This is a genomic window from Haloarcula vallismortis ATCC 29715, assembly GCF_000337775.1.
Classification (GTDB): Archaea; Halobacteriota; Halobacteria; order Halobacteriales; family Haloarculaceae; genus Haloarcula; species Haloarcula vallismortis.
The window spans coordinates 125,368-150,047 of the sequence record NZ_AOLQ01000025.1; the positions used below are offsets into that span (position 1 = coordinate 125,368).

The following is a 24,680-nucleotide window of genomic DNA, read 5'->3' on the forward strand; positions in this document are numbered from 1 at the left end:
GCCGCTCTCCCAGTAGTATCGCCCTATCGCTAGGTAATCGTGTGTGCACTCGAACGTCGAGTTAGGAAGAAGCCCCGTTAGAACGGATGCTCGCGGACGATAGTTTCGCCGCGGCCGGGACCGACGCCGATGGCGTAGGCCGGCGTGTCGAGTTCGGACTCGATGTATTCGACGTAGGCTTTCGCGTTCTCCGGCAGCGCGTCGTACCCCTCGTCGGCGGCGTCCGCCCAGTCGACCTCGGGCCACCCATCGAAGGACTTGAAATTGGCTTCACAGCGCTTCCACTGCTCGGTGGTCGCGGGCATCGACGCCAGCTCCTCGCCGTCGAGCGTGTAGGTGTGGCCGACCTTCACTTCGTCGAGGCCAGCAAGCACGTCGAGGTGGTTGATAGCGATGCCGGTAAAGCCGGAGACGCGCGTGGAGTGGCGGAGCATCGGCAGGTCAAGCCAGCCGACTCGCCGCGGGCGGCCGGTGACCGTACCGTACTCGCCCCCCTCCTCTCGGATGTAGTTCGCCAGCTCCTCGTTTTCGCCTTCGCCCTGTTCGTCGTAGCCGGGCGTATCGCCGACGACGCCGCCGAGTTCGGTCGGGAGCGGGCCGCTGCCGACCCGGGTGAGGTATGCCTTCACAATACCGATGACTTCGCCGTCCCCGACGACGCCGGGGCTGAGTCCGGTCCCGGTCGCCGCGCCACCGGCCGTCGGGTTCGAGGAGGTGACGTACGGGTAGTTCCCGTGGTCGATGTCGATGATGGTCCCCTGTGCGCCCTCAAGCATGACGTTCTGTCCTTCATCGATGGTCGCGCTGAGGAACGCCCCGGCGTTGACAGTCATGTCTTCGGCCTCGAAGCGGCGGCCGAACTCGCGGAACTCCTCGAAGACGGCGTCCACGTCGAAAGCGTCCGGGTCGTCGAGCTCGTCAACATCGAGGTCGTACACGTCCTCGACGACAGCCCGCTTTTGCGGGACGACATATTCGAGGCGCTCCCGGAGTACGTCCGGGTCAAGCAGGTCGCCGACGCGAACCCCGCGCCGGCCGGCTTTGTCCTCGTAGGTCGGGCCGATACCGCGGCCCGTCGTCCCGACTTCGTCATCCGTTTCGCTTTTTACTTCCTCCTCGATACCGTCGAGCACGCGGTGGAACGGCAGAATGACGTGTGCTCGTTCGGCGATGCGGACGTCCGGGTCGAGGCCGCGTTCCTGAAGCGTGTCTATCTCGTCGAACAGCGTTCGCGGATTGACGACACACCCGTTGCCGAGTACGCCGACCTTGCCGCGGATGGCTCCGCTCGGAACCAGCGAGAGCTTGTACTCCTCGCCCTCGTGGACGACGGTGTGGCCGGCGTTGTCGCCGCCCTGATAGCGCGCGACGACATCCACGTCGTCGCCGTACAGGTCGACGATGCCGCCCTTCCCTTCGTCGCCGAGCTGTGAGCCGACGATGGTTACGGTCATCGCACGCACCTTCCAGCCACCGTGATAAACAGATTACGGTCCGGAACTCACGCTCGTGAGCAGTACCCATGTGAACCGTTACGACGGTTTTAAGACACCCCTGTTCGAACGTATCAACGTTGTAGCGATTCGTCGAGGGAGAACCTTTAAATACCGCAAACACAAGTTAACAATTGCCATGATAGACAGGCTTGAAAAGGAAGTTGACATGCTGGAGCGCCACTTGCAGGTGCTTCGCATGGTTATCGAGAACGAGCCTATCGGTATCGTGAAGATGTCCAACGAAACCGGCTACCCACACCACAAGGTACGCTACTCCCTGCGCGTCCTCGAAGAGGAGAATCTCATCGAGCCCTCCAGCCAGGGTGCGATCACGACCGAACAGACCGGTGAGTTCGTCGATGACCTAGACGAGAAGGTCGACGAAATCATCGATAAGCTCGAAGGTATGAAGATCGAAGACGCGGCCGAAATCGAAGGCTAAGCTTCTTTCTCAGAGTTCCGGGACCGCCAGGTGGAACTCCTGGTTTCTCGCTTCTAACAGACAGAGGTGAAAGCCCTTTTTCCGTGAGATATTCACGAAGCTCTTGCGCTTATCGCGGTTGAACAGTCCACTAGAGGTGGCTTCTTCGGCGGTTTCGAGCGCACCCGGTTCGAAGAAACTGCTCGTGACGAGAAACGCTGACGCGAGTGACCCGGAGGCGTTACCGACCCGTTCGGCGTTCCGGATGAGGTCCGACATCTGGCCCTCGGAGGCCGGTTCGCGCGAATCGTTGATGTTGGCGACGACGAGCGGGTTCCCCATCCGGTCGCGGACGACCACGTCGAACCGTTCCTGCGAGCGGTTCTCCTGACCGTCTTCCGTGTATGTCACCGTGACGTTGCCGTTCAGTTCGGCGCGGTCGATAGCCGGCAGTCCCTCGTAGAGGTCCTTCATCGCCCCCGCGTGTCCGGTGTCCCGAATCTCATAGAGGAGGTTCCGGATGAGCCAGTTGACGAAGCGGTACTGGATGCTGTCCTCGAGGAACTCCTCGAAGGGCGTCCCGTTGACCATGGCACCCTCGGCCTCGAACTGGGTGTGATACTCCAGCCTGAGATTCGCCTCGACGTCCTCACGGCTCGCGTCGCCGTCCTTGGCCTCCTCCAGCGTCGCTTTGCCCTTCGAGTCGTATCTGACGAAGAGGTTCGTCCCGTTTATCGCCTCACCGGCGCTGAGCCGGGTACCACCTGCGGCGGCGTCGTTTTGCTCGTCGAGTTGCTCTTCCAGCCGGTCGATTTCGGCCCGGGCATCGGCTAACTCTGACTCCAGCCGGTCGCGCTCGTCCCGGAGCTCCTGATTCGTTGCCTCCAGATCGGTGAGTTCAGATTCGAGTTCCGATACCGTCTCGGCCCGCTGTTCCAGTTCGGATTCGAGTTCCGTCACGCGCTCCTGCTTGTGCGGTGTCGATTCCTCATCGCCAGGCGACTGTCGCTGGTCCGCTGTCGACGGCTGGGATTGCGGCGTCTCGGCCGGCTGTGGGTCGTTTGAAGTTGTGACACGGCTTTCCTGACCCGGTGCCGATGCCTGTCGGCTGGGTTCGGTCGACGATGCCGAGTCGTCCTGTGCCGGCTGGTCACGCCGCGGTGTCGATGCCTGTTGCCCGCCTGTCGGCGGCGTCTGCGTGGGTGGCACGCTGGTGGCCGTGCTTTCCTGCGCACCGCCGGACTTGTTAGGGTCAAGTGACGGGACCGAGCGCGTCTCTAGTTCCGTACGCGACCCGCCAGAAGCGGCTTCCGCCGTCGGAGTATCAGTCCCAGACTGTGCCTGTGAAGGCCGTGACTCGGTGCTCTGGGTCGGTTTCGAGTCTGCCGGTTCGGCGCGACGGTCTGTCGAGTCCGCTTGGTCGCTCTGGGTCGAGGCGCTCCGTGCGCTAGCGTGCTGCGCATCCCGTGTCTGTGACGGCTCAGTCGCCGGGCGTTTCTGCTCGGTCTCCCCGGTAGTCTCACGCACTCCGGCCTCCCGTTCGGTGGAATCGCGGTCGGGTTCCGTCTGTGTCGCGGTGCCGGGGCCTTCCGTCTCCCGGTCGGTCGCTCCGCTGTCTGGCCGGCTGTCCGAACTCGGCGTCTCGTCTACGGTCGGCTGCGCATCTGATTCAGAACGACGGCGGGACCGCCCCGGAGTCGCCCCGGCGGCTTTCGATCCCGGCGGGCCGCTGCTTGCAGGGCCACGGTCCGGTGTCGGCTCTGATTCGGCCTGAGCCTGTCCAGCGTCGTCAGTTCCACCGGCTACAGTATCACCGGCGGAGTCCGGGTCCGAGGATGGTGCCACCGGGTCGTCGCTACTGCCGTCGTGTTGCGTTGCGCCGTCCGGTTCTGCCCCGCCTGCCGACGGGGCATCCGCCGCACCACCATCGGCCGGTTCGTCGGCGACAGCCGTTTCGTCGTCGTCGAGCGGGCCTACGCCGGCGGCCGCCGGGTCTGCTGACTGCTCGTCCGTATCGTCCGCTGGCGGTTCCGGAATCTCGATTGGTTCGATATCGACCGGCATCACCTCGTAGATGCCGACCTCGTCGTTGGCCGTCTCAAATGCCTCGTCGTCAGTGAGCAGTTTGTCGGAGTTGCCGACCCACGCGACACTCATCGAGCGGCCTTGGTGATAGACGGTGTAGTAGTCACCCGAGAGGACGTTCTCGGAGAGTTCGATAAAGCCGGTAAAGTTACCGCTCGACAGTGTCTGGTCGACTTCCTCGAGCGCTGTATCTTCAGTGTAGTACTGTGCTTTCACCTCGTCGGCGCGCTCTTGCATCACTGCAAGCAGTGGCAACGCCTCGTGTGGTGACCGCTTGGCTGTGCCCGACGCGTCCTCGAAATCCTCGATAGTGCCGTCGAGGACGCCGACGACGGTCCCGTTCAACATGAACAGGCGCGTCGGACCCGCAATGACCGCGCCGGAGAACTCCTGTCCGGCGAGGTCCTGCAGGCCCGCGAACCCGCCGTCGAACGGAACAGACTCCCAGCCGTCGATCCGTTCGACCGTGCGTGTACTCATTACTCCCACCAAGCCGGATGGCGAACAAATAGTTTGTGCCCACGGGCGCGGTCCGATGGACATATGATGACTCGGCCGCAAAAACGGGTATGATAGAGGAGCCGGGACTAAGCGACCAGTATCCGACCGCGAGTCCGTGGCCGCTGTTTGTCGCACTGGGACTAGCACTGTCAGAGATCGGCGTGTTCGTCGGACTCTTTCCGGTGGCTGTCTTCGGACTGATACTGTTCGGCGGTAGTATTGCCGGTATCCTCACCGAGTCCGGGTACGTGGAACGGCCGTGGCCGACCCTGCTCGGAGTGGGAGTCGTTCTCATCGTCATCGCCGCCGGGTTTACGCTCTGGCAGGTTCCGGTCGCCGATATCGCGCTGTCGAACGTCGGGACCGGGCCGCTCTTTACTCGGTTGGTGGCCGTCGCCGCGGCGGGTGCTGTGATGATCGCGATGGGCGGCGTCGCCTCAGTTATGGAACAGACCGCAGCCTGAGACGGGCACCGGCCCGATTCGGAAACCAACACTCTATTTACTGGCCTGTTCTAACGAGCAGGCATGGCACTGTTCGGGTTCGAAAAAGATACCCTGCTCGACCTCACCGTGAACGTCATTCCGCTCGGGATCCTCTTCTTCTTCATCGTCGCGTTCGCCGCGTTCCCGGCGTTCGGGACCGATCCCGTCTTCTCCGGGATGCAGTTCGCACTGATTATCTCGATGTTCCTGTTGCTCGCCGTCCTGACCTACTACGCGGGGAAGGCCGTCGAGAACGCCGAGAAAGAGAACGGCGAACCGGGTCACGAAGACTGAGCGGATAGCTTCGGACAGACCGCTCCGAAGACCGACCGCGTTTGCCACCGGGAGACTGTGTGAGCTGAGCCCTTCTTTCTGCGGTTGCAATGCCGGATGGGAGCCGTTTTTTATTGTCGTTGCTGCAGGAATCGACCCTTTGATAATGTCCCAGTCCTGAAGGACGACTATGGTAGCAGGAGATATTGTGCTGACGGGGCTGATGGCCGTCCTCCTCGTCGGCGTCGCCGCGCTTCTCACCCGTGTCGAGAACTGGCGTTCGTATACGCCGCTCGCGGGTGGCGGGGCCGTCACGGGTGACGAGACAACGGTCATCAACCGTGAGAAACCCGCAGGTATCATTCGCTGGCTAACAACAGTCGATCACAAGGATATCGGTCTCTTGTACGGGCTGTACGCGATTATCGCCCTGGCTGTCGGTGGGATTATGGCGATGCTCATCCGGATCCAGCTCGTCACGCCCGCCGGGGCCATCCTCGGAAACAACGCCTACAACTCGATCCTGACGAGTCACGGCATCACGATGCTGTTCCTGTTCGGGACGCCGATCATCGCGGCGTTCGCGAACTACTTCATCCCGCTGCTCATCGGGGCTGACGACATGGCGTTCCCACGTATCAACGCCATCGCGTTCTGGCTGCTCCCGCCGGCAGCACTGCTAATCTGGGCAGGGTTCTTCCTCGCGCCAGTGACCGACAACATGATCGAGCCAGCCCGTACAGCCTGGACGATGTATACGCCGCTGTCGGTCGAGCAGGCGAACCCCGGCGTCGACCTGATGCTGCTCGGGCTACACCTTTCGGGTGTCGCAGCGACGATGGGGGCGATCAACTTCATCGCGACTATCTTCACGGAGCGCAACGAGGAAGTCAACTGGGCGAACCTCGACATCTTCTCGTGGACGATTCTCACCCAGTCCGCGCTGATTCTGTTCGCCTTCCCACTGCTGGGGAGCGCTATCGTGATGCTGCTGCTTGACCGGAACCTCGCGACGACGTTCTTCGCCGTCGAGGGCGGCGGCCCGCTGCTGTGGCAGCACCTGTTCTGGTTCTTCGGCCATCCCGAGGTGTACATCCTCGTCCTGCCGCCGATGGGACTGGTCAGCCTCATCCTGCCGAAGTTCTCCGGACGGAAGCTGTTCGGCTTCAAGTTCGTCGTCTACTCGACGCTCGCCATCGGTGTCCTTTCGTTCGGCGTCTGGGCCCACCACATGTTCTCGACGGGCATGGACCCGCGCCTCCGGGCGTCGTTCATGGCTGTCTCGCTGGCTATCGCAATACCAAGCGCAGTCAAGACGTTCAACTGGATCACGACGATGTGGAACGGCCGCCTCCGCCTGACGACGCCGATGCTGTTCTGTATCGGCTTCGTCTCGAACTTCATCATCGGCGGTGTGACGGGTGTGTTCCTCGCCTCCATCCCTGTGGACCTGATCCTCCACGACACCTACTACGTCGTCGGCCACTTCCACTACATCGTGATGGGGGCCATCGGCTTCGCGGCCTTCGCCGGCATCTACTACTGGTTCCCGGTGTTCACCGGGCGGATGTATCAGCGCACCCTCGGGAAGGCGCACTTCTGGTTCTCGATGGTGGGAACCAACATCACGTTCTTCGCGATGCTCGCGCTCGGCTACCTGGGGATGCCCCGGCGCTACGCCACCTACCAGTTCGACGGCGCTATCGCGCCACTGACGCAGGTGTCGACGTTCCACCAGGCGGCAACAGTGGGCGCAGTCATCCTGTTCATCGGCCAGCTGTTCTTCGTCTGGAACATCGTCCAGTCCTGGCTCGAAGGCCCGAAGGTCGAGGACGGCGACCCGTGGAACCTCGAGCGCGACGGCATGCTGGACCGCGAGTTCCAGTGGTTCGACGAGCAACTCGAAGCCGACAGTCCAGAGAAGGACCCGTCGCTACTCGCTGACGGCGGTCAAGAAGAACAAGACGACTCGTAAGCGTCCCGAACGCTGTTTTTGTCTGCGCGTGTTTCGTTTGCAGCCATGACCGAACTGGCAGTACCCGTTAGCTTGCGCTAGAAACGAGTACGATAGCCGTCACGAACATCATGAGTGCGATTCCGGTCAGGACGAGAAACAACAGCTCCTTCTGTGACATAGGATAGCTACGGCGTGGAAGTGAAAAAGGCTAATCGTCTCCGCGCCGTTGGTCTCACATGAGCGAAGTTGAGGCCAGGTCTGGACGGCAGATCGTCCTCCGCCTGTACGTTGCTATTGTTGTTCTTGCCGGCGTGATGGGATTCGTACTCGGCAGCATCCGACCGGAGGACCTCGAACCGGAACTGTTCGGTGTGATCGCGCTGCCACCGACACCGTTTGGCGTCGCCATCTACGGGTTCGTCACTATCGGCATCGTCCTCGGCGTGTTGCTTGGTCTCGTCATATACGTCTCTGAGCGAATCGACGACGCGGCGGGGTCCTGAATCGGTTACGCGACGCTGGCTGTTTCCTGGTAGCTCCCGTACTCTGCTTCGAAGACGGCCATGATCTCGCCCATCGTCGCGTAGGCTTTCACCGCGTCGATGATGACGGGCATGACGTTCCCGCCGTCGGTGATCACGTGTTGCAGTTCCTCGAGCGCCGCCTCCACGGCCGCGTCGTCGCGCTCTGCCTTGACCGTCGCGAGCTTATCCCGCTGGCGTTCCTGTACGTCCTCGTCGACGGTGAGAATCTCGGGTTCGGTGTCTTCCTCGACAGTGTACTTGTTGACACCGACCATGACCTCTTCCTCGCTCTCGACGCGTTGCTGGTACTCGTAGGCGGCGTCCTGAATCTCGCGCTGGAAGTAGCCGTCCTGAATCCCCTGCACGACGCCGTCACGGACTGACCCGTCGCCGAGCTCGTCTCTGATGTGGTTAATGTAGGCCATCGCCTTCTCTTCGACCTCGTCGGTCAGTGACTCGATGGCGAAGCTGCCGCCCATCGGGTCGACGATGTCGGCGGCTCCCGACTCCTCCGCGATGATCTGCTGTGTCCGGAGGGCGACGCGAACGGCCTGCTCGGACGGGAGTGCCAGCGCCTCGTCGAAGCTATTCGTGTGCAGGCTCTGGGTGCCGCCCAGCACGCCAGCGAGGGCCTGAATCGTCACGCGGACGATGTTGTTCAGCGGCTGCTGGGCGGTGAGTGACTGGCCGGCGGTCTGAGTGTGGAACTTCAGTTGCTTGCTGGCGTCGGCTTCGGCGTCGTACCAGTCGTCCATAACCCGGGCGTAGATGCGCCGTGCCGCGCGGAACTTCGCGATTTCCTCGAAGATGGAGTTATGCGAATTGAAGAAAAAGGAAAGCTGTGGAGCGAACTCATCGACGTCCAGTCCGCGGTTCAGGCAGTCCTCGACGTAGGCGAAGCCGTCCGCGAGCGTAAACGCGAGTTCCTGCACGGCGGTTGAGCCGGCTTCCCGGATGTGATAGCCTGACACCGAGATGGGCTTGAACTTCGGCGTCTCCTGACTGGCGAACTCGATAGTGTCGGTGACGAGCTTCAGCGACGGCTCCGGTGGGATGACCCACTCCTTCTGTGCGATGAACTCTTTGAACATATCATTCTGGAGCGTTCCCCGAATTTCCTCACGCGGGACGCCCTGATGGTCGGCCAGCGCGATGTACATCGCGTAGATGACGGGAGCGCTAGGGTTGATGGTGAAGGAAGTCGACACCTCGTCGAGATCGATGCCGTCGAACAGCCGCTCCATGTCAGCCAGCGTGTCGACGGCGACCCCCTCCTTGCCCACCTCCCCGTCAGCCATCACGTCGTCGGAGTCGATTCCCATCAGCGTCGGCATGTCGAAGGCTGTCGACAGCCCGGTCTGGCCCTCGTCGATGAGATAGTGGAACCGCTCGTTGGTCTCGTCAGCGGTCCCAAAGCCCGCGAACTGCCGCATGGTCCACTGCCGGCCGCGGTACATCGTCGGGTAGACGCCGCGGGTGAAGGGCTCTTCGCCGGGGAAGCCGATGTCTTCCTCGTAATCGATGTCGTCCACGTCGAGTGGCGTGTACAGCCGGTCTACATCGAGGTTTGAAACCGTCGCGAACTGCTCTTTGCGTTCGCCGTAGGCGTCCAGTACGGGGTCCAGTGTCTCGGCTTCCCACTCGTCTTTCTGCTCGCGGATGCGCTGGAGGTCCGACTCGTCGAACATACTCCGGTGTATGTCATGATTTAGTAAGAAGGTTCGGGGAAAGCGGGGTGCTACCGTCAACCACGCACCCAAGGCTAGTCTTGGAGTCGTTCCGTCGTCTGCACGAGCGGGTGGTGCGCGTAGTCGACGACCTCGATATCCTCGATTGACTCCAGATCGGAGTCTGCGGCCGTCTCGGCCATCCCCAGTTCGACTGTCTCGTCAAGGACGATGACGTAGGCGTCCATCTCGTCGATACCGAGCCGCGCGGCGGCTTTCACGCGGTGGTGGCCGTCCGCCAGCAGGAGGTCCCCGCCGTTGTCGATGACGACGAGCGGTTCCGCAAGCCCGCGTTCGAGTTCGTACACCCGGCCTTCGAGTTCGTCGGCGTACACCGTCGTCTGGGTCGGGGTCAGGTCATCAAGGTTCACCTCGCGGCGGCCTTCGTGTGTCGTGATGCCGTGGATGTTCTCTAGTGTCCGGCCGAGTTTGTCCACCTTGCCCGGCGTTGCCCGCTCGATCTGTGAGCGGATCACGTCGGCGTTCGAGATGATGCCGACCAGGTGGCCGGCGTCGTCGACGACCGGGAGTTTCTGGATCCCCGAGCGGAGAATGACGCGTGCGGCGTCTTGGACGGCCATGTCCGGATGGGCCACGAGGATGTCGTCAGTCATCACCCGGAACATCGGCTCGTGGTCCTCCGCGAGCAACAGGTCGCGCGCGCTGACGAACCCCTCGACGCGGCGGCCGTCAGTCACTGGAAACCCGCTGAAGTGGTCGTTGTCGGCGATACGTCGGGCGACCTCCCCGACAGTGTCGTCGAGTTCGACGGTGGCAACCTCGCGTGTCATGTAGTCTCCGACCGTCGGTCGACTCGATTCCTCCATCGGGACGGAGTTCTCGACCGATGGCAAAAAAGGCTCGCCTACGACCGGTCGCTGTCGTCGGGTTCGATGAGTGGCTCCGCGCTGTCTGCCTCCTGTTCTGACTCGTCGGCCGTCTGGTCAGTCGCGTCGGCTGCCTGTTCTGACTCGCCACTATCGTCTTCGTCGCCGTTTTCCAGAAACATCACATCGGCCTTCCAGTCCGTTGTGCCCTCGTCACCAGACTCCCCGGATGCGTCTTCAGCCGTCGCCGGGATGTCTTCGCTGTCCTGTCCGAGTGCCGTTGACTCAGCGAACGCGCCCACCTCGTAGTCAGCGCGCGCATAGACGTGCCCGAGCAGCCGGTGGGACCGCGACTGGATGGCGTCGAGAAACCGGTCTGAGACGATTGAGCGGACGATTTCCTCCAGCGACTCCTCGCGGTCGTCGACGGTAATCATCCCGACGTCGATCTGTGCGCCCGCCATATCGGCGTGGCCGCCCGCGGACCCGATCTGTCCGAAGGCGTCCCGGAGCGCCTCGCCGAGGTCGATATCTGCCCCACGCGCCCGAGCGGAGGCGTATATCGTCCCCTCGACGACGCCGTACACCATCGTCGCCTGGACGCCTTCGAGGTCAAGGAGCCTGTCGGCCGCCTGTGCGAGCGCGTCACGGTCGCCGATCTCGCCGACGCCAGTCAGGAGCACTGACCCTTCCTGTTCGCGGTTCGAAATCGCGCGGCCGATGACTGACAGCGTCTCCGGGCTCACACTCGGGTCTTCAATGCGCTGGAGCGTCGCCATGTCCGCGTTCGTCACGAGATGGGCGGCAGCCTCGAAGTCAGCGGCGGCGACCTCCCGTCGGAAGTCCTTCGTATCGACCTGAATGCCAAAGAGCAGGCCCGTCGCGATGGGCGTCGGAATATCGACGTTGAACCGCTGGAGGTAGTCGACCAGCAGCGTGCTCGTCGCCCCGACGCCGCTCCGGAGGTCGACGAAGCGGGCTTCGATTGGGACGCGCGGCGGATGGTGGTCGATGACGATGTCGATGGGGGTCTCCGGCGGGAGCTGGTCGTTGACACCGGCTCTGGAGTGATCGACGAGCGCGAACCCATCGAACGCGTCCAGCTCGTCCGGCGAATCGGCATCGAGGTTCCGGAGGTCGAACTCGAGGAGGTTGACGAACGCCCGGTTCTCCTGGTGAGAGATCTCCCCGTAGTAACAGATCGTCACCTCGCAGTCGGCCCGCTCCGCGAGCGCGCCGAGGGCGACAGCGCTGGCAATCGCGTCAGGGTCGGGATTGTCGTGTGTGACGACGGCGAGATGGTCGTCGATGTCCCGAAGCACCTGATGGAGCTGTCTGGCCCGCGTCCCTTCGTCGCCGACTGACTGGGTAACGTAGTCGGTGATGACGGTCTCCGGCGTGACCAGCCGGTCTGCCACGCTGTCGAGTCGGTCGCGCTGGTCGACCGTCGCGCCGCGCCCGGCGTACGCGAGGAGGAACGCGTCGGGAAAGCGGTCACGCGCAGCTGTCGCCGCGGTGACGTTCCGTTCTGGGTCTTCGCTGGCGACGATGACGCTTTCGGGCTGAATATCGAGCCCGGCGAGAACGGACGGATCGGTCTGGTCGGCCTCGTGGACATCAATCCCATCCGCTCGGAGCGTTTCAGCACGGTGCTCGTCCTGCGTCACGACCGCCAGGTCGCCGCGATCGTCACTAATCGCGTCGAGAAGGTCCGCGGCCGTCGGCCCGAGTCCGAGCACCAGCCGAGAAAGCATACCGTGCAGTCAGCGCTGGAGCGTCTAAAAACCCGTCACTTCAGCCGTTCCTGCAAAAACGACGGATGCGCGGCTGTGACGCCGTCGAGCGCGAGAATCTTGTCTTCGATGACGTCGGCCAGCGAGTCCCCGTCCATCGCCCGGACCTCCGCCATCAGCATATGGTCGCCACTCGAAGTGTACAGCTCCTCCATCTCCGGGATGTCCTTGAGGTTCCGGGTGGCCTCGACGTAGCAGTCGCTCGCGACGTCAATGCCGACGAGGGCAATCGACTGGCCAGCCAGTTTCTTCGGGTCGACATCGGCGGAGTAGCCGACGATGACGCCCTCCTCTTCGAGCTTCTGGATGTATTTCCTGACTGTCGGTTTCGATACGTCGGCTCGCTCCGCGATTTCTGCGTACGAGGCCTGTGCGTCCTCTTCGAGGACCGACAGGATTCGACGCTCCGTGGACTCAGCGCTCATGGACTAATCTTTTCGGTGCATGAAAAAATATCTTCCGAACCGGAAACCCACGTCCGAGGTGGTGTCCGCAGTCCGTCAGCGAGCCCTATTTGTGGTGTTCGAGGAGGTTATCGTAGGTCCGCTCCCACTCCGCGTCCTCGTCGAAGTACCGCTCAGCAAGCGGCTCTTCGGGCATCTCGCCGATCTGGCGCTTCTCCTCGCCGTAGGAGGGGCGCTCGTCTTCGATGTACATCCGACCGGTCAGCACTTCGCCCTCGTAGAGGCGCTCCTCGGTCTTTCGCATCATCTCGGCGGCTTCCGCGCGGTCCGAGACGTCGAAGTCGAACTCGTCGGACTGCTGGACGTCCGTGTACGGGACGTAGTGCTTCGCGTCCTTGTTCCAGGTCGGACACTGGGTCAGGAAGTCGATGTGCGCGAAGCCGTCGTGTTCGATGGCCTCGGCGATGATTTCCTTGGCCTGGTTCGGGTTGACGGCCGCGGTCCGGGCGATGTAGGTCGCGCCCGCGTTAAGCTGCTGAGACAGCGGTCGAATCGGGGACTTCGCCGAGCCGTGGGGCTGTGTCTTGGACTTGTGGCCCTTCGGCGAGGTCGGCGACGTCTGGCCTTTGGTCAGCCCGAAAATCTCGTTGTTGAACACGATATAGGTCATATCGTGGTTCTCACGGGCCGTGTGGATGGTATGGTTCCCACCGATACCGTAGCCGTCGCCGTCCCCGCCGGCCGCGATGACTTCGAGGTTGGGGTTGGCGAGCTTCGCGGCCCGGGCGACGGGCAGCGAGCGGCCGTGGATGGTGTGGAAGCCGTAGCTGTTGAAGTAGCTGTTGAGCTTCCCGGAACAGCCGATGCCGGTAAACAGCGCGACTTCGTCGGGATTCTTGCCGACCTCCGGCATGGCCTGCTTGAGCGCCTTGAGGACGCCAAAGTCGCCACAGCCCGGACACCAGGTCGCCTGTGGTTCGATGCCGGGTGTAAACTCGTCGCGCTCGATTTCGCGTTCTTCGTTGATTGCTGAGAATGCACTCATAGGTTAGTCACCTGCCGCGGGTAGGTACTTCATGTTGCTCGCGGCGAGTTCCTCGCCGTCGATGCTGGACTCGAACCCGTCGACGATTTCGGCGGGCTCGAAGGGGTTGCCGTTGTATTTCAGGAGGCTCGACAGCTTGTCGCCGTACTTCCCGAGTTCCTTCTGGGTCAGACCGCGGAACTGGGCCGTAGCGTTCATTTCGACGACGAGCGCTTCGTCGACCGATTCGAGCCACTCGGAGACTTCCTCCTTCGGATATGGAGCCATGTCCGAGACACCCAGTGCCTTCACGGAGTGGCCGTTCTCGTTGAGCCGGTCGACGGCCTCGAAGACGGTCCCCTGCTGGCTGCCCCACACAAGGATGCCGTATTCGGCCTCGTCGGGCCCGTGGTAGGTCTGGTGGGACGTGTTCTCGTCTAGGTCAGCACGGATGTCGTCGAGCTTGTTGAGCCGACGGTTCATCTGTGCGATGCGGTTCTCGGGGTCCTCGCTGATGTGGCCCGATGGGTTGTGTTCGTTGCCTGTCGCGAGGAAGCGGCCGTCCTTCTGGCCCGGCACGGAGCGCGGGCTGACGTTGGAGCCGTCCTCAGGCTCGTGGAGGAACCGCTGGAACTTCCCGGAGGAGTGGTGTGCCGCGTCCTGAATCTCCTCTTCGGTGAGGACCGAGCCGGGGTCGGCGTTCGGTTCCTCGTCGAAGTGGCTGGCCGGGAGATTCCGGAGCTCGCCTTGGATCTTCTGGTCGTAGATGACGATGACCGGAATCTGGTACTCGTAGGCGATGCGGAACGCCGAGCGAGTCTGCGTGTAACACTCGCGGATGTTCGCGGGTGCGAACACCACGCGGGCGGAGTCGCCCTGTGACGTGTACAGGACGTGTTCGAGGTCCGCCTGTTCGGGCTTGGTCGGCATCCCGGTCGAGGGACCGGCACGCATCGCTTCGACCAGCACGATCGGCGTCTCGGTCATCTCCGCCAGTCCGAGCGGTTCGGACATCAGTGCGAAGCCACCGCCGGAGGACCCGGACATGGCTTTCACGCCGGCGTGAGACGCACCGAGTGCGAGCGCGGCGGCCGCGATCTCGTCCTCAACCTGCTCGGAGATACCACCGAACTCGGGCAGGTGTTGGGACATGATCGTGAACACGTCGGTCCACGGGGTCATGGGGTAGCCCGAGATGAAGCGACAGCCCTCGTCGATTGCGCCGTAGGAGATCGCGTTCGAGCCCGAGAGGATGACCTGCTCCTCGTCGTGGGATCCCTCTGGGACCTCGATGTCGTGGTCAACATCGAGTTCGCTTGCGGCTTCGTAGGCGTCGTGCAGGACGTTGAGGTTCGCCTCCTGCATGTCGCCGCTCATGTTCTGCGTGATGAGCTTCTCGAACTCGTCGGTGCTGATGTCCAGAATCGCCGCGGTCGCCCCGATACCGGCCGTGTTCCGCATGATCTCGCGGCCGTGCTCCTTGGCGATACCGCGGAGGTCCATCGGCACGACGTGCCAGTTGTTCTCTTCGGCGGCTTCTTCGAGACCGATCTCGTCGACGTCTTCCTCGTCGAGCAGTCCCTCGTCGTAGAGGAGGACGCCACCCTCACGGAGGTCGTCGAAGTTCTCGTACAGCGGCTTGAGCTCCTCTTTGCCGTAGTAGGCCTCTTCCTGTGGGTTGCGGGCGAAGGAGTCACCCAGGGCCAGCAGGAAGTTGTAGCCGTCCCCGCGGGACTGTACCGGTTCGTCTTTCGCACGTACTTCTACGTACGTGTGGCCGCCGCGGATACGCGACGGGTAATGGCGGTGTGTGAACACGTTCAGCCCCGACCACATCAAGGCCTTCGCGAAGTTCTGGCTTGTCGAGTCGATTCCGTCACCGGAACCACCGGCGATTCGCCAGATTAGTTCGTTGTCTGTCATGGTGAAATCCTCGGCCCCAGCTCTGGTGCCGTATCAATCCGTTAGGGGGCCATGACTAAAGATTTTCCACTACATCACCACTCATTAATCGTTATCTTTCGGCTCAGGACCTCTCATTGCCGTTTTCGAAATGGGTGTTCGTCACTAGTGGCACAGTATCACAGGGCCTATCTCTCCGCCCTCGCCCTATTTGTCACCTACCAATAGTAAGCCATGTAATGTCCTCCCGCAACGCCTAACACAGTGAATACCGATGTACAGTCGAGGATGTCGCTAACGGAACTCATCACTGGCGTTGAAGACCATCAAAAGACGCTGACTATTTTCAACGCCGGGCCAGAAGCGGCCGACGACCTGCGCGAGCGCTTCGCGGACCGCAACGTCCACGTACAGAGCGAGCAGACCGAGAGCGGGCGACCGGGCGAGTTCATCACGCTGAGTGAGGGTGAATCGGTTATCGCGGCCGCGAGTCTCAATTCGTTCACCGAATCGCTCAACGAAGGTCGGCAGTATATCACGCGAGACGACAGTCCGTACGCGTCGATTCTCGATCACCTCGACGAGACGATGTTCACCTCGTGGTCGATCCAGCGGATGACTGCTGCGTCCCGGGAAATCGAGGACCGCGCGTGGCGAGTGGGACAGGGAACGCTACACGCTGGTTTCCAGACTCTCTCGACCTTGCAGGGCGAACTCGACCTTTACGAACGGCTGGGTGAGACTGACGTCGACGTCCACGCCTATGCCGTCCCCGATGTCGAGCCACCCGAGTACAGCACGTTCTCGCTGCATCTGGAACGGTCGGACGAAATCGCCGACTCGTGGTTCGTCGTGTTCGATGGTGGCGGTGACCCGACCCAGAAATGTGCTCTACTGGCCGAGGAGCGCGAACCGCGCGAGTTCTACGGCTTCTGGACCTACGATGAGTCCACGGTCGACTGGATCATCGATTATCTGGAAGAGACGTACGGCTATCTCGAACAGTGAGCCGCGTTCGAATTGGCCATCACCACGGCTCACTGTCAGCTGGTGTCCACGGGTGAGATGACGAGCGTTGCTGAGTCCAACGAGTTCCGTATCGAAGAGACCGGCGAACGCCTCAATGGTCTCGAATTCGATTTACACCTGTTTTTCGGCGTGTGGGCCGTTGTTGAGCGCCACGAAGACCGGTGGGTCGTGACAACTGACGACGGCAAGCGCCGAACGCTTGTCGCTGTGTCGGACTAATCTGCCACGGACTGCGTCTCAGTCTGCAGCCCCAGACACGTCTTCGAACACCGCGAGGTCGTGGCCGAGCAGTACCTCGGCCCCCGTGGCTCGCTGGCGGTCGCGGCACCGCTCTAGGCTCTCTTTCCACGCGCCGTTGTTCCACAGGAGGCTTGTCGCCATCGACTGTCCCGCATAGTTTGCCTCAACGTACGCTTCGTCGCCGACGACAAGGAGCGGCTGCTCTGGGCGGTCGATGAATGCGCCCATGAGTCCCGGCGTGTGGCCGGGGAGATGGAGCAGCTCCACACCATCGGTGAGGTGATAGCTGTCGCCGTGGACGATCTCCCAGTTCATGTCACGGTCGAAGTCGCTGGCGAGATAGGCGATAGAGCCCTCGTCAGTGTTTGCGCTGTAGTACGCGTACGGGAGTTCCTCACGGTGGACGTAGACCGGCACGTCCGTGCCCGCAAAGTTGTGCAGACCGCCGGCGTGGTCCAGATGCAGATGGCTCATGACGACGGCGTCGATATCGTCGATGGTGTAGCCCGCAGTTTCGAGATCGGCTGAGAGCGTGTGCTCGGCGGCGTCGACGTGTGCAAACGCCTCGTACAGCGGCGTCGGCCAGTACCCGTCCCCGGCCTCCGGGTGTGAACCGGTGTCCCAGAGAACGGTCATCTCGGGCGTTTCGATGACGAGGTTCCACACGACGTACGTTTCGTACTTGTGCTCCGGGTTGCGGTCTGAGGCCGTCGCAACACTGTGCCCGTCGACGACGAAGCTTCGGTCAGCCTGTACACGGCCCCGGTCGACGCACGTGACTGTGAGATCGTCCATAGGGCTTCTACGGGCTGTCACAAAGTAAAGACGATGCCGTGTGCGTGGGTAGTAGGCTCGTTCGCTGTGGGAGATTTCAGGCCACATCGACGCTGAGATACTTTTATACTGAAATCGCGATCTGAAGGAGGGACCCACACACACCACCCTGCAAGTGTTCTCGGTGTCTGTGGGGGGAGGGGGCGGGGAGGGGTGGGTCGCCTCGCACGTATATAAACAGGGGAAGCATCGCTCAGTTATCTCGGATATCTGTGATAGATAGAGACCTCAAGAGTCCATACACTGGGTCTGGAGCGGTTCTAACATCTGTTGAGTGATCAGCACCATCTCTAAACTATTCGGTTATTTTTGCTTCCACCATAAAATATAAACATACATTACTAGGTCCAGTTGTAGGCTAGTACAGGGAAAGATAAAATCGCAGGACTCAAGTGTTCTAGATTGAGAATCGACACAGCAGACTGCTTCTGGCTGTTTTCCGGGGGAATCGAAAAAACACTTGCAGGGTGGTGTGTGACTGTTCGACGCAGAAACACTTGAAACACTTGAACGGTGGTCACTGGTTTTATATAGAGTCACTCAAAAGGTGGGACACGATGGTCGACGTGAACGAGAACCCGTTCGATGGGACTGATGCGATCTTCGAACGAAAGCAACCACTGAAAAAAGACACGTTCACGCCGGATACGATTTTTCACCGCGACGAGGAAATCGAGTTCTACATCAACGCGCTGCAGGATGTCATCGTCGGCCACGACCCCAACAACGTCTTCGTCTACGGCCCAACTGGCGTCGGGAAGACTGCCGTCACGAAGTGGGTACGAGACAAACTCGAAGAGAAAGCCGAGGCCGAGGATATCCCGCTCACCGTTGTCGGGCCAATAAACTGTCGGAACTACCGGTCAGCGTACGCGCTGGTCAACACGCTCGTCAACGAGTTCCGGGACCCGGAGAACCAACTCCCGGAGAGCGGTTACAGCACTGACAGCGTCTTCGAGTTCCTCTACGAGGAGATCGAAGCTGTCGGCGGAAACGTGCTCATCATTCTTGACGAGATCGACAACATTCCAGCGGACGCGCGGAACGACTTCCTGTATGAACTGCCGCGGGCTGAAGCGAACGAGAACACGCCAATCACCGACGCGAAGGTCGGGCTCATCGGTATCTCGAACGACCTCAAGTTCGTCGACGTGCTGGAACCCAAGGTAAAATCGACACTAGGGGAACGGGAGATCAAATTCGGCCCCTACGACGCGACGGAGCTTCGAGACATTCTGGGCTACTACGCCGACATTGCGTTCCGGGAGGACGTGCTCGGCGAAGATGTCGTCCCGCTGGCTGCGGCCTTCTCAGCGCAGGAACGCGGTGACGTTCGCCAGGGGCTCCGTATCCTCGAAAAGGCCGGGGAATACGCGCGGATGGAAGGTGCAGACGGTGTGACGGAAGCGCACACACGACGGGCGACAGACACCATAGAGACTGATGAACTGCTGGATTACTTCGAGCACGACCTGAGTTCACAGCAAGCGCTGACGTATCTCGCGACGACGCTTGCACTCATCGAGCCGAAACACGAGGCGTCGACGAAACGGATCTACAATCTCTACTCTTCGATTGCGGAATCGAGCGGTCGCCGCGTGAAATCCGAGCGGAAAATCTACGAGTTCCTCGACCAGCTCTCGATGCAGGGGCTAGTCCGTTCTGCCGAACGCAATCTCGGTCGCAAGGGCGGACGCAAGTATATTTACGAAGTCACTGACGACCCGACCGATATCATCAACGCCGCGCTTCAGTCATCCTACAGCGATGCCGTACCGAGTAATGTCAACGGGATACTCGAACACTATCTGGAGGACGAGGCGACCGAGTTCGAGGCACCGGACACTACCGACGACGAACAACAGAACCTCTGGCAGTTCACGTAGCCCCCCACCGGTTCATACGGCAGAACACTTGCACGGTGGTGTGTGTGTGTGTTCAGCGACAGTCTTCCTGTTGTGGCGTCCAGAACAGTTGCACGGTGGTGTGTGTACCCGTAACCGACAATGAACTACAAGTACGGAAAGGCGGATATATGGCATCTGTTCCCGCGCTACAGTGTGTAGAACACTTGCAGACCGGTGTGTCCACCTGTCTCTACCACAGCTCCACGCTATTCTGTTTCGAAAACACTTGCAGGGTGGTGTGAACCTCGATTCGACGGGAAACCCGTCTAAAACGGTCCTTTTGGAACACTTGCAGGGTGGTGTTCCGATGTACTCTTGATCTTCCTGGCTCAGTACGTGAAACACTTGCACGGTGGTGTGGACGGACCCATCGTGGCTCTGAACAACGCACAAAACACTTGCAGCGTGGTGTCTACATGAACTTCAGACACTCGTAGGTCCGCCGTGCGAACACTTGCAGGGTGGTGTGTGAACACGTGTTCACTGTTCTGGTCCGGTTGTAGTCGAACTGGAAACACTCGCAGGGTGGTGATAGAACACTTGTATGGTGGTGTCGGATCGGCTGTCCGATGCTGTCAGAACACTTGTAGGGTGGTGTACCGACTCGGTGTCACTCGAACTGACTGCCTCTAATACTACAACGACCCGTCTGGTGGGTGCCTCGGGCCGTACAGATTGGCTAATAGGACCGTCGTCGTAGCGATAGCTGGCCAGCCAAGTTACACAGAGAACACTCGAAGGGTGGTGTTCTCGCGAGAAAGACGCCGTCTGTGACGCAATCAAGCAACCGACGCTGGTCGACTGATACCGACCGGTTACATCGGGGCTTGGTTGTAGATGAGGTTCCGCTGGATGTCGTTGGCGCCTTCGTAGATGACCGGAATCCGAACGTCGCGGTACACACGAGAGATGCGGTTTTCCGTCAGCACCGAGCGCCCACCGTGGAGCTGCATCCCCTTCTCCGCACAGTCCATTGCAGCCTCGGTCGCCTTGGTCTTTGCCAGCGCGGCCCAGTAGCCGGAGCTCTCCTGATTGGCGACGCGTTCGGCTGCGTGCCAGGTGAGCGTCCGGGCGGACTGGAGTCCGAGTTGCATGTCGGCCAGTTTGTGCTGGACCGCCTGGAACTCATCGACGGTCTTGCCGAAGGCCTCGCGGTCGTGGACGAACTCCCAGGCTTCTTCGATGGCTGCAGCGGCGAGGCCGATGCCGTGCCCGCCGACGACGACGCGACCGTGATTGAAGAATTCGGCGAGCATATAGAAGCCGGCCCCCTCGACGCCGATGAGGTTCTCTTCGGGAATCCGGCAGTCGTCAAGCACGATGTGGGCCTGCTTGGACGCCCGAAAGCCCATCTTCTCGGGGATGTGCTCGGCGTGGTAGCCGTCGGCGTCTGTCGGGACAATAAACATCGAGTAGTTCCCGTAGCGGTCGTTCGGGTCGTCGCCGGTCTTTGCGTACAGCGTCACCCAGTCGGCCTCGACGCCGTTGCCGATCCAGTACTTTTCGCCGTTGATGACCCACTCGTCGCCGTCTTTCTCCGCGGCCGTCGTCATTCCAGCGAGGTCGCTCCCCGTCTCCGGCTCGGAGACGGCGAGGCCGGTAAGCTGGTCGCCGGCGGCGACGGGCTGGAGGAATTCCTCTTTCTGCCAGTCTGCGCCGTGGTCCTCGACGATCTCTGCCCCGAAGCTGGCGAGCTGGATCGTCAGCGCGATTCCTGCGTCGGCTTTGTACAGCTCCTCCGCCATCGCAAGCATCTGCTGGAGGTCGTAGCCGCTCCCGCCCCACTCCTCACCGATGTCCTGTGCAACAATCCCGGCCTCCGTGGCCGCTTCGAGCACTTCCCAGGGGTACTCGCCAGACGCGTAGTACTCACCCGCGACTGGTTCGATGTGCTCCGTCGCGAACTCCCGAGCCTCCTCCTTGACCTCGTGTGCGTGTTCCGGAACGAGTTTCTCGGATAGTAGATCCATGGAGAATATCATGGTTTGTGTACTCATATACTCCGTGGAACTCTGCCAAACACCGGCGTAGTTGTTTCCCGGAAACTGCTGATAATCGGCCAGCACGCTTTTGCATGGCTGTGGCCTCCCTCGGACATGAACCGTCGAGACTATCTGCTTGCCGGAGCGACCCTCGGAACCGCCGGCCTTGCGGGCTGTTCGTTTCTGGCCGCAGCCGAGGCACCGCCGCCGGACGTTCCGAAACAGCAACTGACCGATGGTGGCTGGACGCGAACGGACCAGTCCGCAGAAACGGTGTTCGACCGAAGCTACGGCCCAGTTTCGGTCGAGGCCGTCTCCAGCACCGTCCAGTACGCCGACGAACAGCTACAGGAGCGCGTCGCCAGCCGAACCCTCGACCAGGTTCAGACTGCGCTCTCGGTGTTTTTCGCCACGCGGGTGGATTTCAGCCCCAATCTGGACAACCTCCCGGCCGGCGTGGGCCGCGAGGAACTGCTTTCGGAGGTCAGAACGAACGCTCGCGACACCTTCGAACAACAGATGGAAGCGCAGGGGCTAACCGATATCGAGAAGACCGGAGAGGGAACCATCGACATCGACACCGGCGAGACGGCCGAGACGGTCGAACTGTCCGCCGTGTACCCTTTCGAGGGCATATCCTTCGCGGTGACAGAGGGTGAGGGTGTCGAAATACCGGCCAGCGACATCGACATCTCGGCGATGTTCGCCGTCTGGCATCATGGCGATTTTGTCATCATCTCCGGGGGCGCGTACCCGGCGCAAAACTTCGAGCAGGCCGTCGAAACTGACCTGAGCGACGGTATCACAGTCTCGGTTGATGTCGACCTCGGGCTCCAGCCAGACACGTACCGGACCGAAGTTCGGAATCTCGTCGCTGGCGTTCAGTAACCGTTCCGTACGCCCTTACTCAGGGGCAGCATCGTCGGGGACGCGGCCCTCGACGAGTGATTCGTCGGCGTACTCGTCACGGAGCGACTTCTTATCGAACTTCCCAGTCGCCGTTTTCGGTACTTCGTCGATAGTGATGAAGTTGTCCGGGACCCACCACTTGGGGTACGAATCGAGGATGTGCTCACGGAGTTCATCACCGAGTGCCTCCTCGTCGGCGTCGGCTGCCGGAACGATCATCGCGAGGGGACGCTCCTGCCAGCGCTCGTGTGGAACACCGATGACTGCTGCCTCGTTCACGCCGTCGTGGGCTATCAGTTCGTTCTCCAGTTCGAGCGAAGAAATCCACTCCCCGCCGCTCTTGATGACGTCTTTCGCCCGGTCGACAATCTTGATGTAGCCGTCCTCGTCGACGGACACCACGTCGCCGGTCTTCAGATAGCCGTCCTCGAACTCCTGTTCGTTCGCTTCCGGCCGCTTGAAGTACTCCGTCGTCACCCACGGCCCGCGGATGTGGAGTTCGCCGAAGTCCTCGCCGTTGTGCGGGACCTCGTTGCCGTCGTCGTCGATGACACGGAACTCCAGCCCGGGCGTGATGAGCCCCTGTTTCGAGCGCTTGTCCAGTTGCGTCTGGTAGTCAGCGTCCTCTAGGTCACTTCGCAGGGACGCTACCGCACCCACCGGGGCCGTCTCGGTCATCCCCCAGGCGTGGACGAGCTCCACGTCGTGGTCGTCGAAGAACCGAATCATCGCTTCCGGCGCGGCGCTTCCGCCGACGATGAGGCGCTCAAGCGAGGAGAGGTCGACGTCGTTCTCTTTGATGTACTCCATCAGCCCCAGCCAGACGGTCGGAACGCCAGCCGTAACGGTGACGTTCTCTTCCTCGATGAGCTTCGCGAGGTCTGCGGGCTCGGGCTGTGGGCCGGGGTAGACGTGTTTGGCCCCGCCTGCAGTTGTCGAAAACGGGAGCCCCCATGCGTTGACGTGGAACATCGGGACAACGGGCATTACAACGTCGTCGTCGTCGACTGGGATGCCCTGTGGCGACTGAATGCCCATCGTGTGGCTCCACAGCATCTGCTGTGTGTACTCGACGCCTTTCGGTCGCCCAGTCGTGCCCGATGTGTAACAGAGGCCCGCGGGGCGGTCCCCCTCCAGTTCAGGCCAGTCGTACTCCGTCGGCTGGTCGGCGATGAACGACTCGTAGGCAACGGCATCGAGATCCGTGTCCGGGACGGTCTCGCTCATCACGACGAACTGCTCAACTGTCTCGAAAGACTCGGGATCATCGGCGGCGGCACCCTCGAGTTTCGGCAGGAGCGATTCGTCGACGAAAATGAGTTCGTCCTGTGCGTCGCTGACGATATACTGGATGTGCTTGTCGGGCAGGAGCGGGTTGATGGTGTGTAGCTGCGCACCGGTTCCCGGTACCCCGAAGTACGTCTCGAAGTGACGGCTGTGGTTCCAGCAGAACGTCCCGAGTCGTTCGCCGTCGCCATAGCCGGCTTCCTCGATTGCGTTCGCTAACTGCGCTGTCCGCTCTGCGTATTCGGCGTAGTCGTGACGGACGATGCCCTCGTGGGTGCGAGAGACGACTTCTGTGTCCGGATACAGTGTTTCTGCACGCCACAGGAACGGTCGGAGAGTTTGTGGGCTTCCTCCTGGCATATCATGACGCAGGGGCTCACGGTACAAGAAACACTGCTAAATCTTTCATGAGGGAAAAGAAGTTCATCGGCAGCGCCCGCCGTCCCCGTTATTACGACCTGCTTACACTTCGATTTCCTGCATCAGGTCGACCAGTTCCTCGAGTTCCGGAAACGTGTACACCTTCACGTTGATGTCGGACTCCAGCGCGTGGACGCGGGAGTCGAACATCAGTGCCATCTCGTTGTCCCGGCCGCCGACGAGCTGGTCCACCATTCCACTCCCCGGGCCGAACGTGAAGTTCGGCGTGGAGATGTCGATGGTGGTATCCAGAACGTTCGCCCAGCCGTCGATGAAGCCGCTGGTCATGATGTTGCCGATCTCCTGAATCGCCGACCGCTCCATGTCGGTGAAACCGCTTGCGTTGGGGTCTGTCTCGCCCATATCACCGATCATCCCGGTCGCGAGGTCCTTTGCACTGGCGGCGTTGAACAGGAACAGGATATGCCCGTGGGGCTTTTCGACCATTTCGATACTGATACCGATCTGCTTCTCGTCGCCGACGTGGGTCTTGATATCCGGGATGTCGATGAAGTTGATCTTCGTGATCTCCATTTCCGTCTCCATCCCTGTCATCTGGCTGAGGTGGTTTGCAACGGTGTTGCCGCCCTCTTTAGCCATCCGATTGAACAACCCGAGCTTCCGAATATCTATCATCAGACTCATTCGTTAGG

Annotated in this window: 21 protein-coding genes; 9 read left to right on the forward strand and 12 right to left on the reverse strand. The window is 61.3% G+C overall.

Annotation, left to right across the window (positions count from 1 at the left end):
- Positions 1-77: 77 nt before the first annotated feature.
- On the reverse strand, positions 78-1,454 hold the full coding sequence (locus C437_RS07210; RefSeq protein ID WP_004516265.1) for an adenylosuccinate synthase: 1,377 nt from the start codon (positions 1,452-1,454) through the stop codon (positions 78-80).
- Positions 1,455-1,632: 178 nt separating this feature from the next.
- Between C437_RS07210 and C437_RS07215 the strand changes: the two genes are divergently transcribed.
- A complete protein-coding gene (locus C437_RS07215; protein WP_004516266.1) occupies positions 1,633-1,938 on the forward strand; it encodes a hypothetical protein in 306 nt (101 codons plus the stop codon).
- Between the two features lie 9 nt (positions 1,939-1,947).
- Here C437_RS07215 and C437_RS07220 read toward each other — a convergent pair whose 3' ends face one another.
- Positions 1,948-4,482, reverse strand: coding sequence for a DUF7527 domain-containing protein (locus C437_RS07220; RefSeq protein ID WP_004516267.1), 2,535 nt, complete (start codon positions 4,480-4,482; stop codon positions 1,948-1,950).
- A gap of 89 nt (positions 4,483-4,571) precedes the next feature.
- Here C437_RS07220 and C437_RS07225 point away from each other — a divergent pair, with 89 nt between their 5' ends.
- From C437_RS07225 to C437_RS07240, 4 genes are all read left to right on the forward strand, one after another.
- Positions 4,572-4,967: a DUF7541 family protein gene (locus C437_RS07225; RefSeq protein WP_004516268.1), complete on the forward strand. Its 396-nt coding sequence runs from the start codon at positions 4,572-4,574 to the stop codon at positions 4,965-4,967.
- Between the two features lie 63 nt (positions 4,968-5,030).
- Entirely contained in the window at positions 5,031-5,282 is a 252-nt protein-coding gene (locus C437_RS07230; protein ID WP_004516269.1) for a DUF6684 family protein, read from the forward strand.
- A 169-nt stretch (positions 5,283-5,451) separates the two neighbouring features.
- The gene (locus C437_RS07235) at positions 5,452-7,236 is read left to right on the forward strand and encodes a cytochrome c oxidase subunit I (RefSeq protein ID WP_004516270.1); all 1,785 of its coding nucleotides are present in this window, start codon (positions 5,452-5,454) and stop codon (positions 7,234-7,236) included.
- Positions 7,237-7,454: 218 nt separating this feature from the next.
- Positions 7,455-7,721 (forward strand): DUF7520 family protein, encoded by a 267-nt coding sequence (locus C437_RS07240; protein ID WP_004516272.1) that lies wholly within the window; start codon positions 7,455-7,457, stop codon positions 7,719-7,721.
- Positions 7,722-7,726: 5 nt separating this feature from the next.
- Here C437_RS07240 and C437_RS07245 read toward each other — a convergent pair whose 3' ends face one another.
- The 6 genes from C437_RS07245 to C437_RS07270 form a co-directional block, all read right to left on the reverse strand.
- On the reverse strand, positions 7,727-9,430 hold the full coding sequence (locus C437_RS07245; protein ID WP_004516273.1) for a methylmalonyl-CoA mutase family protein: 1,704 nt from the start codon (positions 9,428-9,430) through the stop codon (positions 7,727-7,729).
- A gap of 74 nt (positions 9,431-9,504) precedes the next feature.
- Positions 9,505-10,296 carry a CBS domain-containing ParB/RepB/Spo0J family partition protein gene (locus C437_RS07250; protein ID WP_004516274.1) on the reverse strand — a complete coding sequence of 264 codons (792 nt, stop codon included), beginning with the start codon at positions 10,294-10,296 and terminating at the stop codon, positions 9,505-9,507.
- A gap of 38 nt (positions 10,297-10,334) precedes the next feature.
- The gene (locus tag C437_RS07255; protein ID WP_004516275.1) at positions 10,335-12,050 is read right to left on the reverse strand and encodes a DHH family phosphoesterase; all 1,716 of its coding nucleotides are present in this window, start codon (positions 12,048-12,050) and stop codon (positions 10,335-10,337) included.
- A gap of 35 nt (positions 12,051-12,085) precedes the next feature.
- Positions 12,086-12,514: an HTH-type transcriptional regulator LrpA1 gene (gene lrpA1, locus C437_RS07260; RefSeq protein WP_004516276.1), complete on the reverse strand. Its 429-nt coding sequence runs from the start codon at positions 12,512-12,514 to the stop codon at positions 12,086-12,088.
- A gap of 85 nt (positions 12,515-12,599) precedes the next feature.
- Positions 12,600-13,538 carry a thiamine pyrophosphate-dependent enzyme gene (locus C437_RS07265; protein WP_004516277.1) on the reverse strand — a complete coding sequence of 313 codons (939 nt, stop codon included), beginning with the start codon at positions 13,536-13,538 and terminating at the stop codon, positions 12,600-12,602.
- Between the two features lie 3 nt (positions 13,539-13,541).
- The gene (locus tag C437_RS07270; protein ID WP_004516278.1) at positions 13,542-15,440 is read right to left on the reverse strand and encodes a 2-oxoacid:acceptor oxidoreductase subunit alpha; all 1,899 of its coding nucleotides are present in this window, start codon (positions 15,438-15,440) and stop codon (positions 13,542-13,544) included.
- A 267-nt stretch (positions 15,441-15,707) separates the two neighbouring features.
- On the opposite strand from C437_RS07270, the gene C437_RS07275 reads away from it, so the two are divergent.
- A complete protein-coding gene (locus C437_RS07275; RefSeq protein WP_004516279.1) occupies positions 15,708-16,427 on the forward strand; it encodes a DICT sensory domain-containing protein in 720 nt (239 codons plus the stop codon).
- Between the two features lie 57 nt (positions 16,428-16,484).
- Entirely contained in the window at positions 16,485-16,667 is a 183-nt protein-coding gene (locus C437_RS07280) for a hypothetical protein (protein WP_004516280.1), read from the forward strand.
- Between the two features lie 18 nt (positions 16,668-16,685).
- On the opposite strand, the gene C437_RS07285 is transcribed toward C437_RS07280, so the two are convergent.
- On the reverse strand, positions 16,686-17,483 hold the full coding sequence (locus C437_RS07285) for an N-acyl homoserine lactonase family protein (protein ID WP_004516281.1): 798 nt from the start codon (positions 17,481-17,483) through the stop codon (positions 16,686-16,688).
- A 596-nt stretch (positions 17,484-18,079) separates the two neighbouring features.
- Between C437_RS07285 and C437_RS07290 the strand changes: the two genes are divergently transcribed.
- Positions 18,080-19,408, forward strand: coding sequence for a Cdc6/Cdc18 family protein (locus C437_RS07290; RefSeq protein ID WP_004516282.1), 1,329 nt, complete (start codon positions 18,080-18,082; stop codon positions 19,406-19,408).
- An 836-nt stretch (positions 19,409-20,244) separates the two neighbouring features.
- On the opposite strand, the gene C437_RS07295 is transcribed toward C437_RS07290, so the two are convergent.
- Positions 20,245-21,399: an acyl-CoA dehydrogenase family protein gene (locus C437_RS07295; protein WP_004516283.1), complete on the reverse strand. Its 1,155-nt coding sequence runs from the start codon at positions 21,397-21,399 to the stop codon at positions 20,245-20,247.
- 126 nt (positions 21,400-21,525) lie between these two features.
- On the opposite strand from C437_RS07295, the gene C437_RS07300 reads away from it, so the two are divergent.
- Positions 21,526-22,299, forward strand: a complete 774-nt coding sequence (locus C437_RS07300; protein ID WP_004516284.1) for a DUF6517 family protein — start codon at positions 21,526-21,528, stop codon at positions 22,297-22,299.
- A 15-nt stretch (positions 22,300-22,314) separates the two neighbouring features.
- On the opposite strand, the gene C437_RS07305 is transcribed toward C437_RS07300, so the two are convergent.
- Both C437_RS07305 and C437_RS07310 read right to left on the reverse strand, forming a co-directional pair.
- The gene (locus C437_RS07305) at positions 22,315-23,967 is read right to left on the reverse strand and encodes a long-chain fatty acid--CoA ligase (protein ID WP_004516285.1); all 1,653 of its coding nucleotides are present in this window, start codon (positions 23,965-23,967) and stop codon (positions 22,315-22,317) included.
- A gap of 102 nt (positions 23,968-24,069) precedes the next feature.
- On the reverse strand, positions 24,070-24,672 hold the full coding sequence (locus C437_RS07310; RefSeq protein WP_049919663.1) for a chemotaxis protein CheC: 603 nt from the start codon (positions 24,670-24,672) through the stop codon (positions 24,070-24,072).
- Positions 24,673-24,680: the final 8 nt, after the last annotated feature.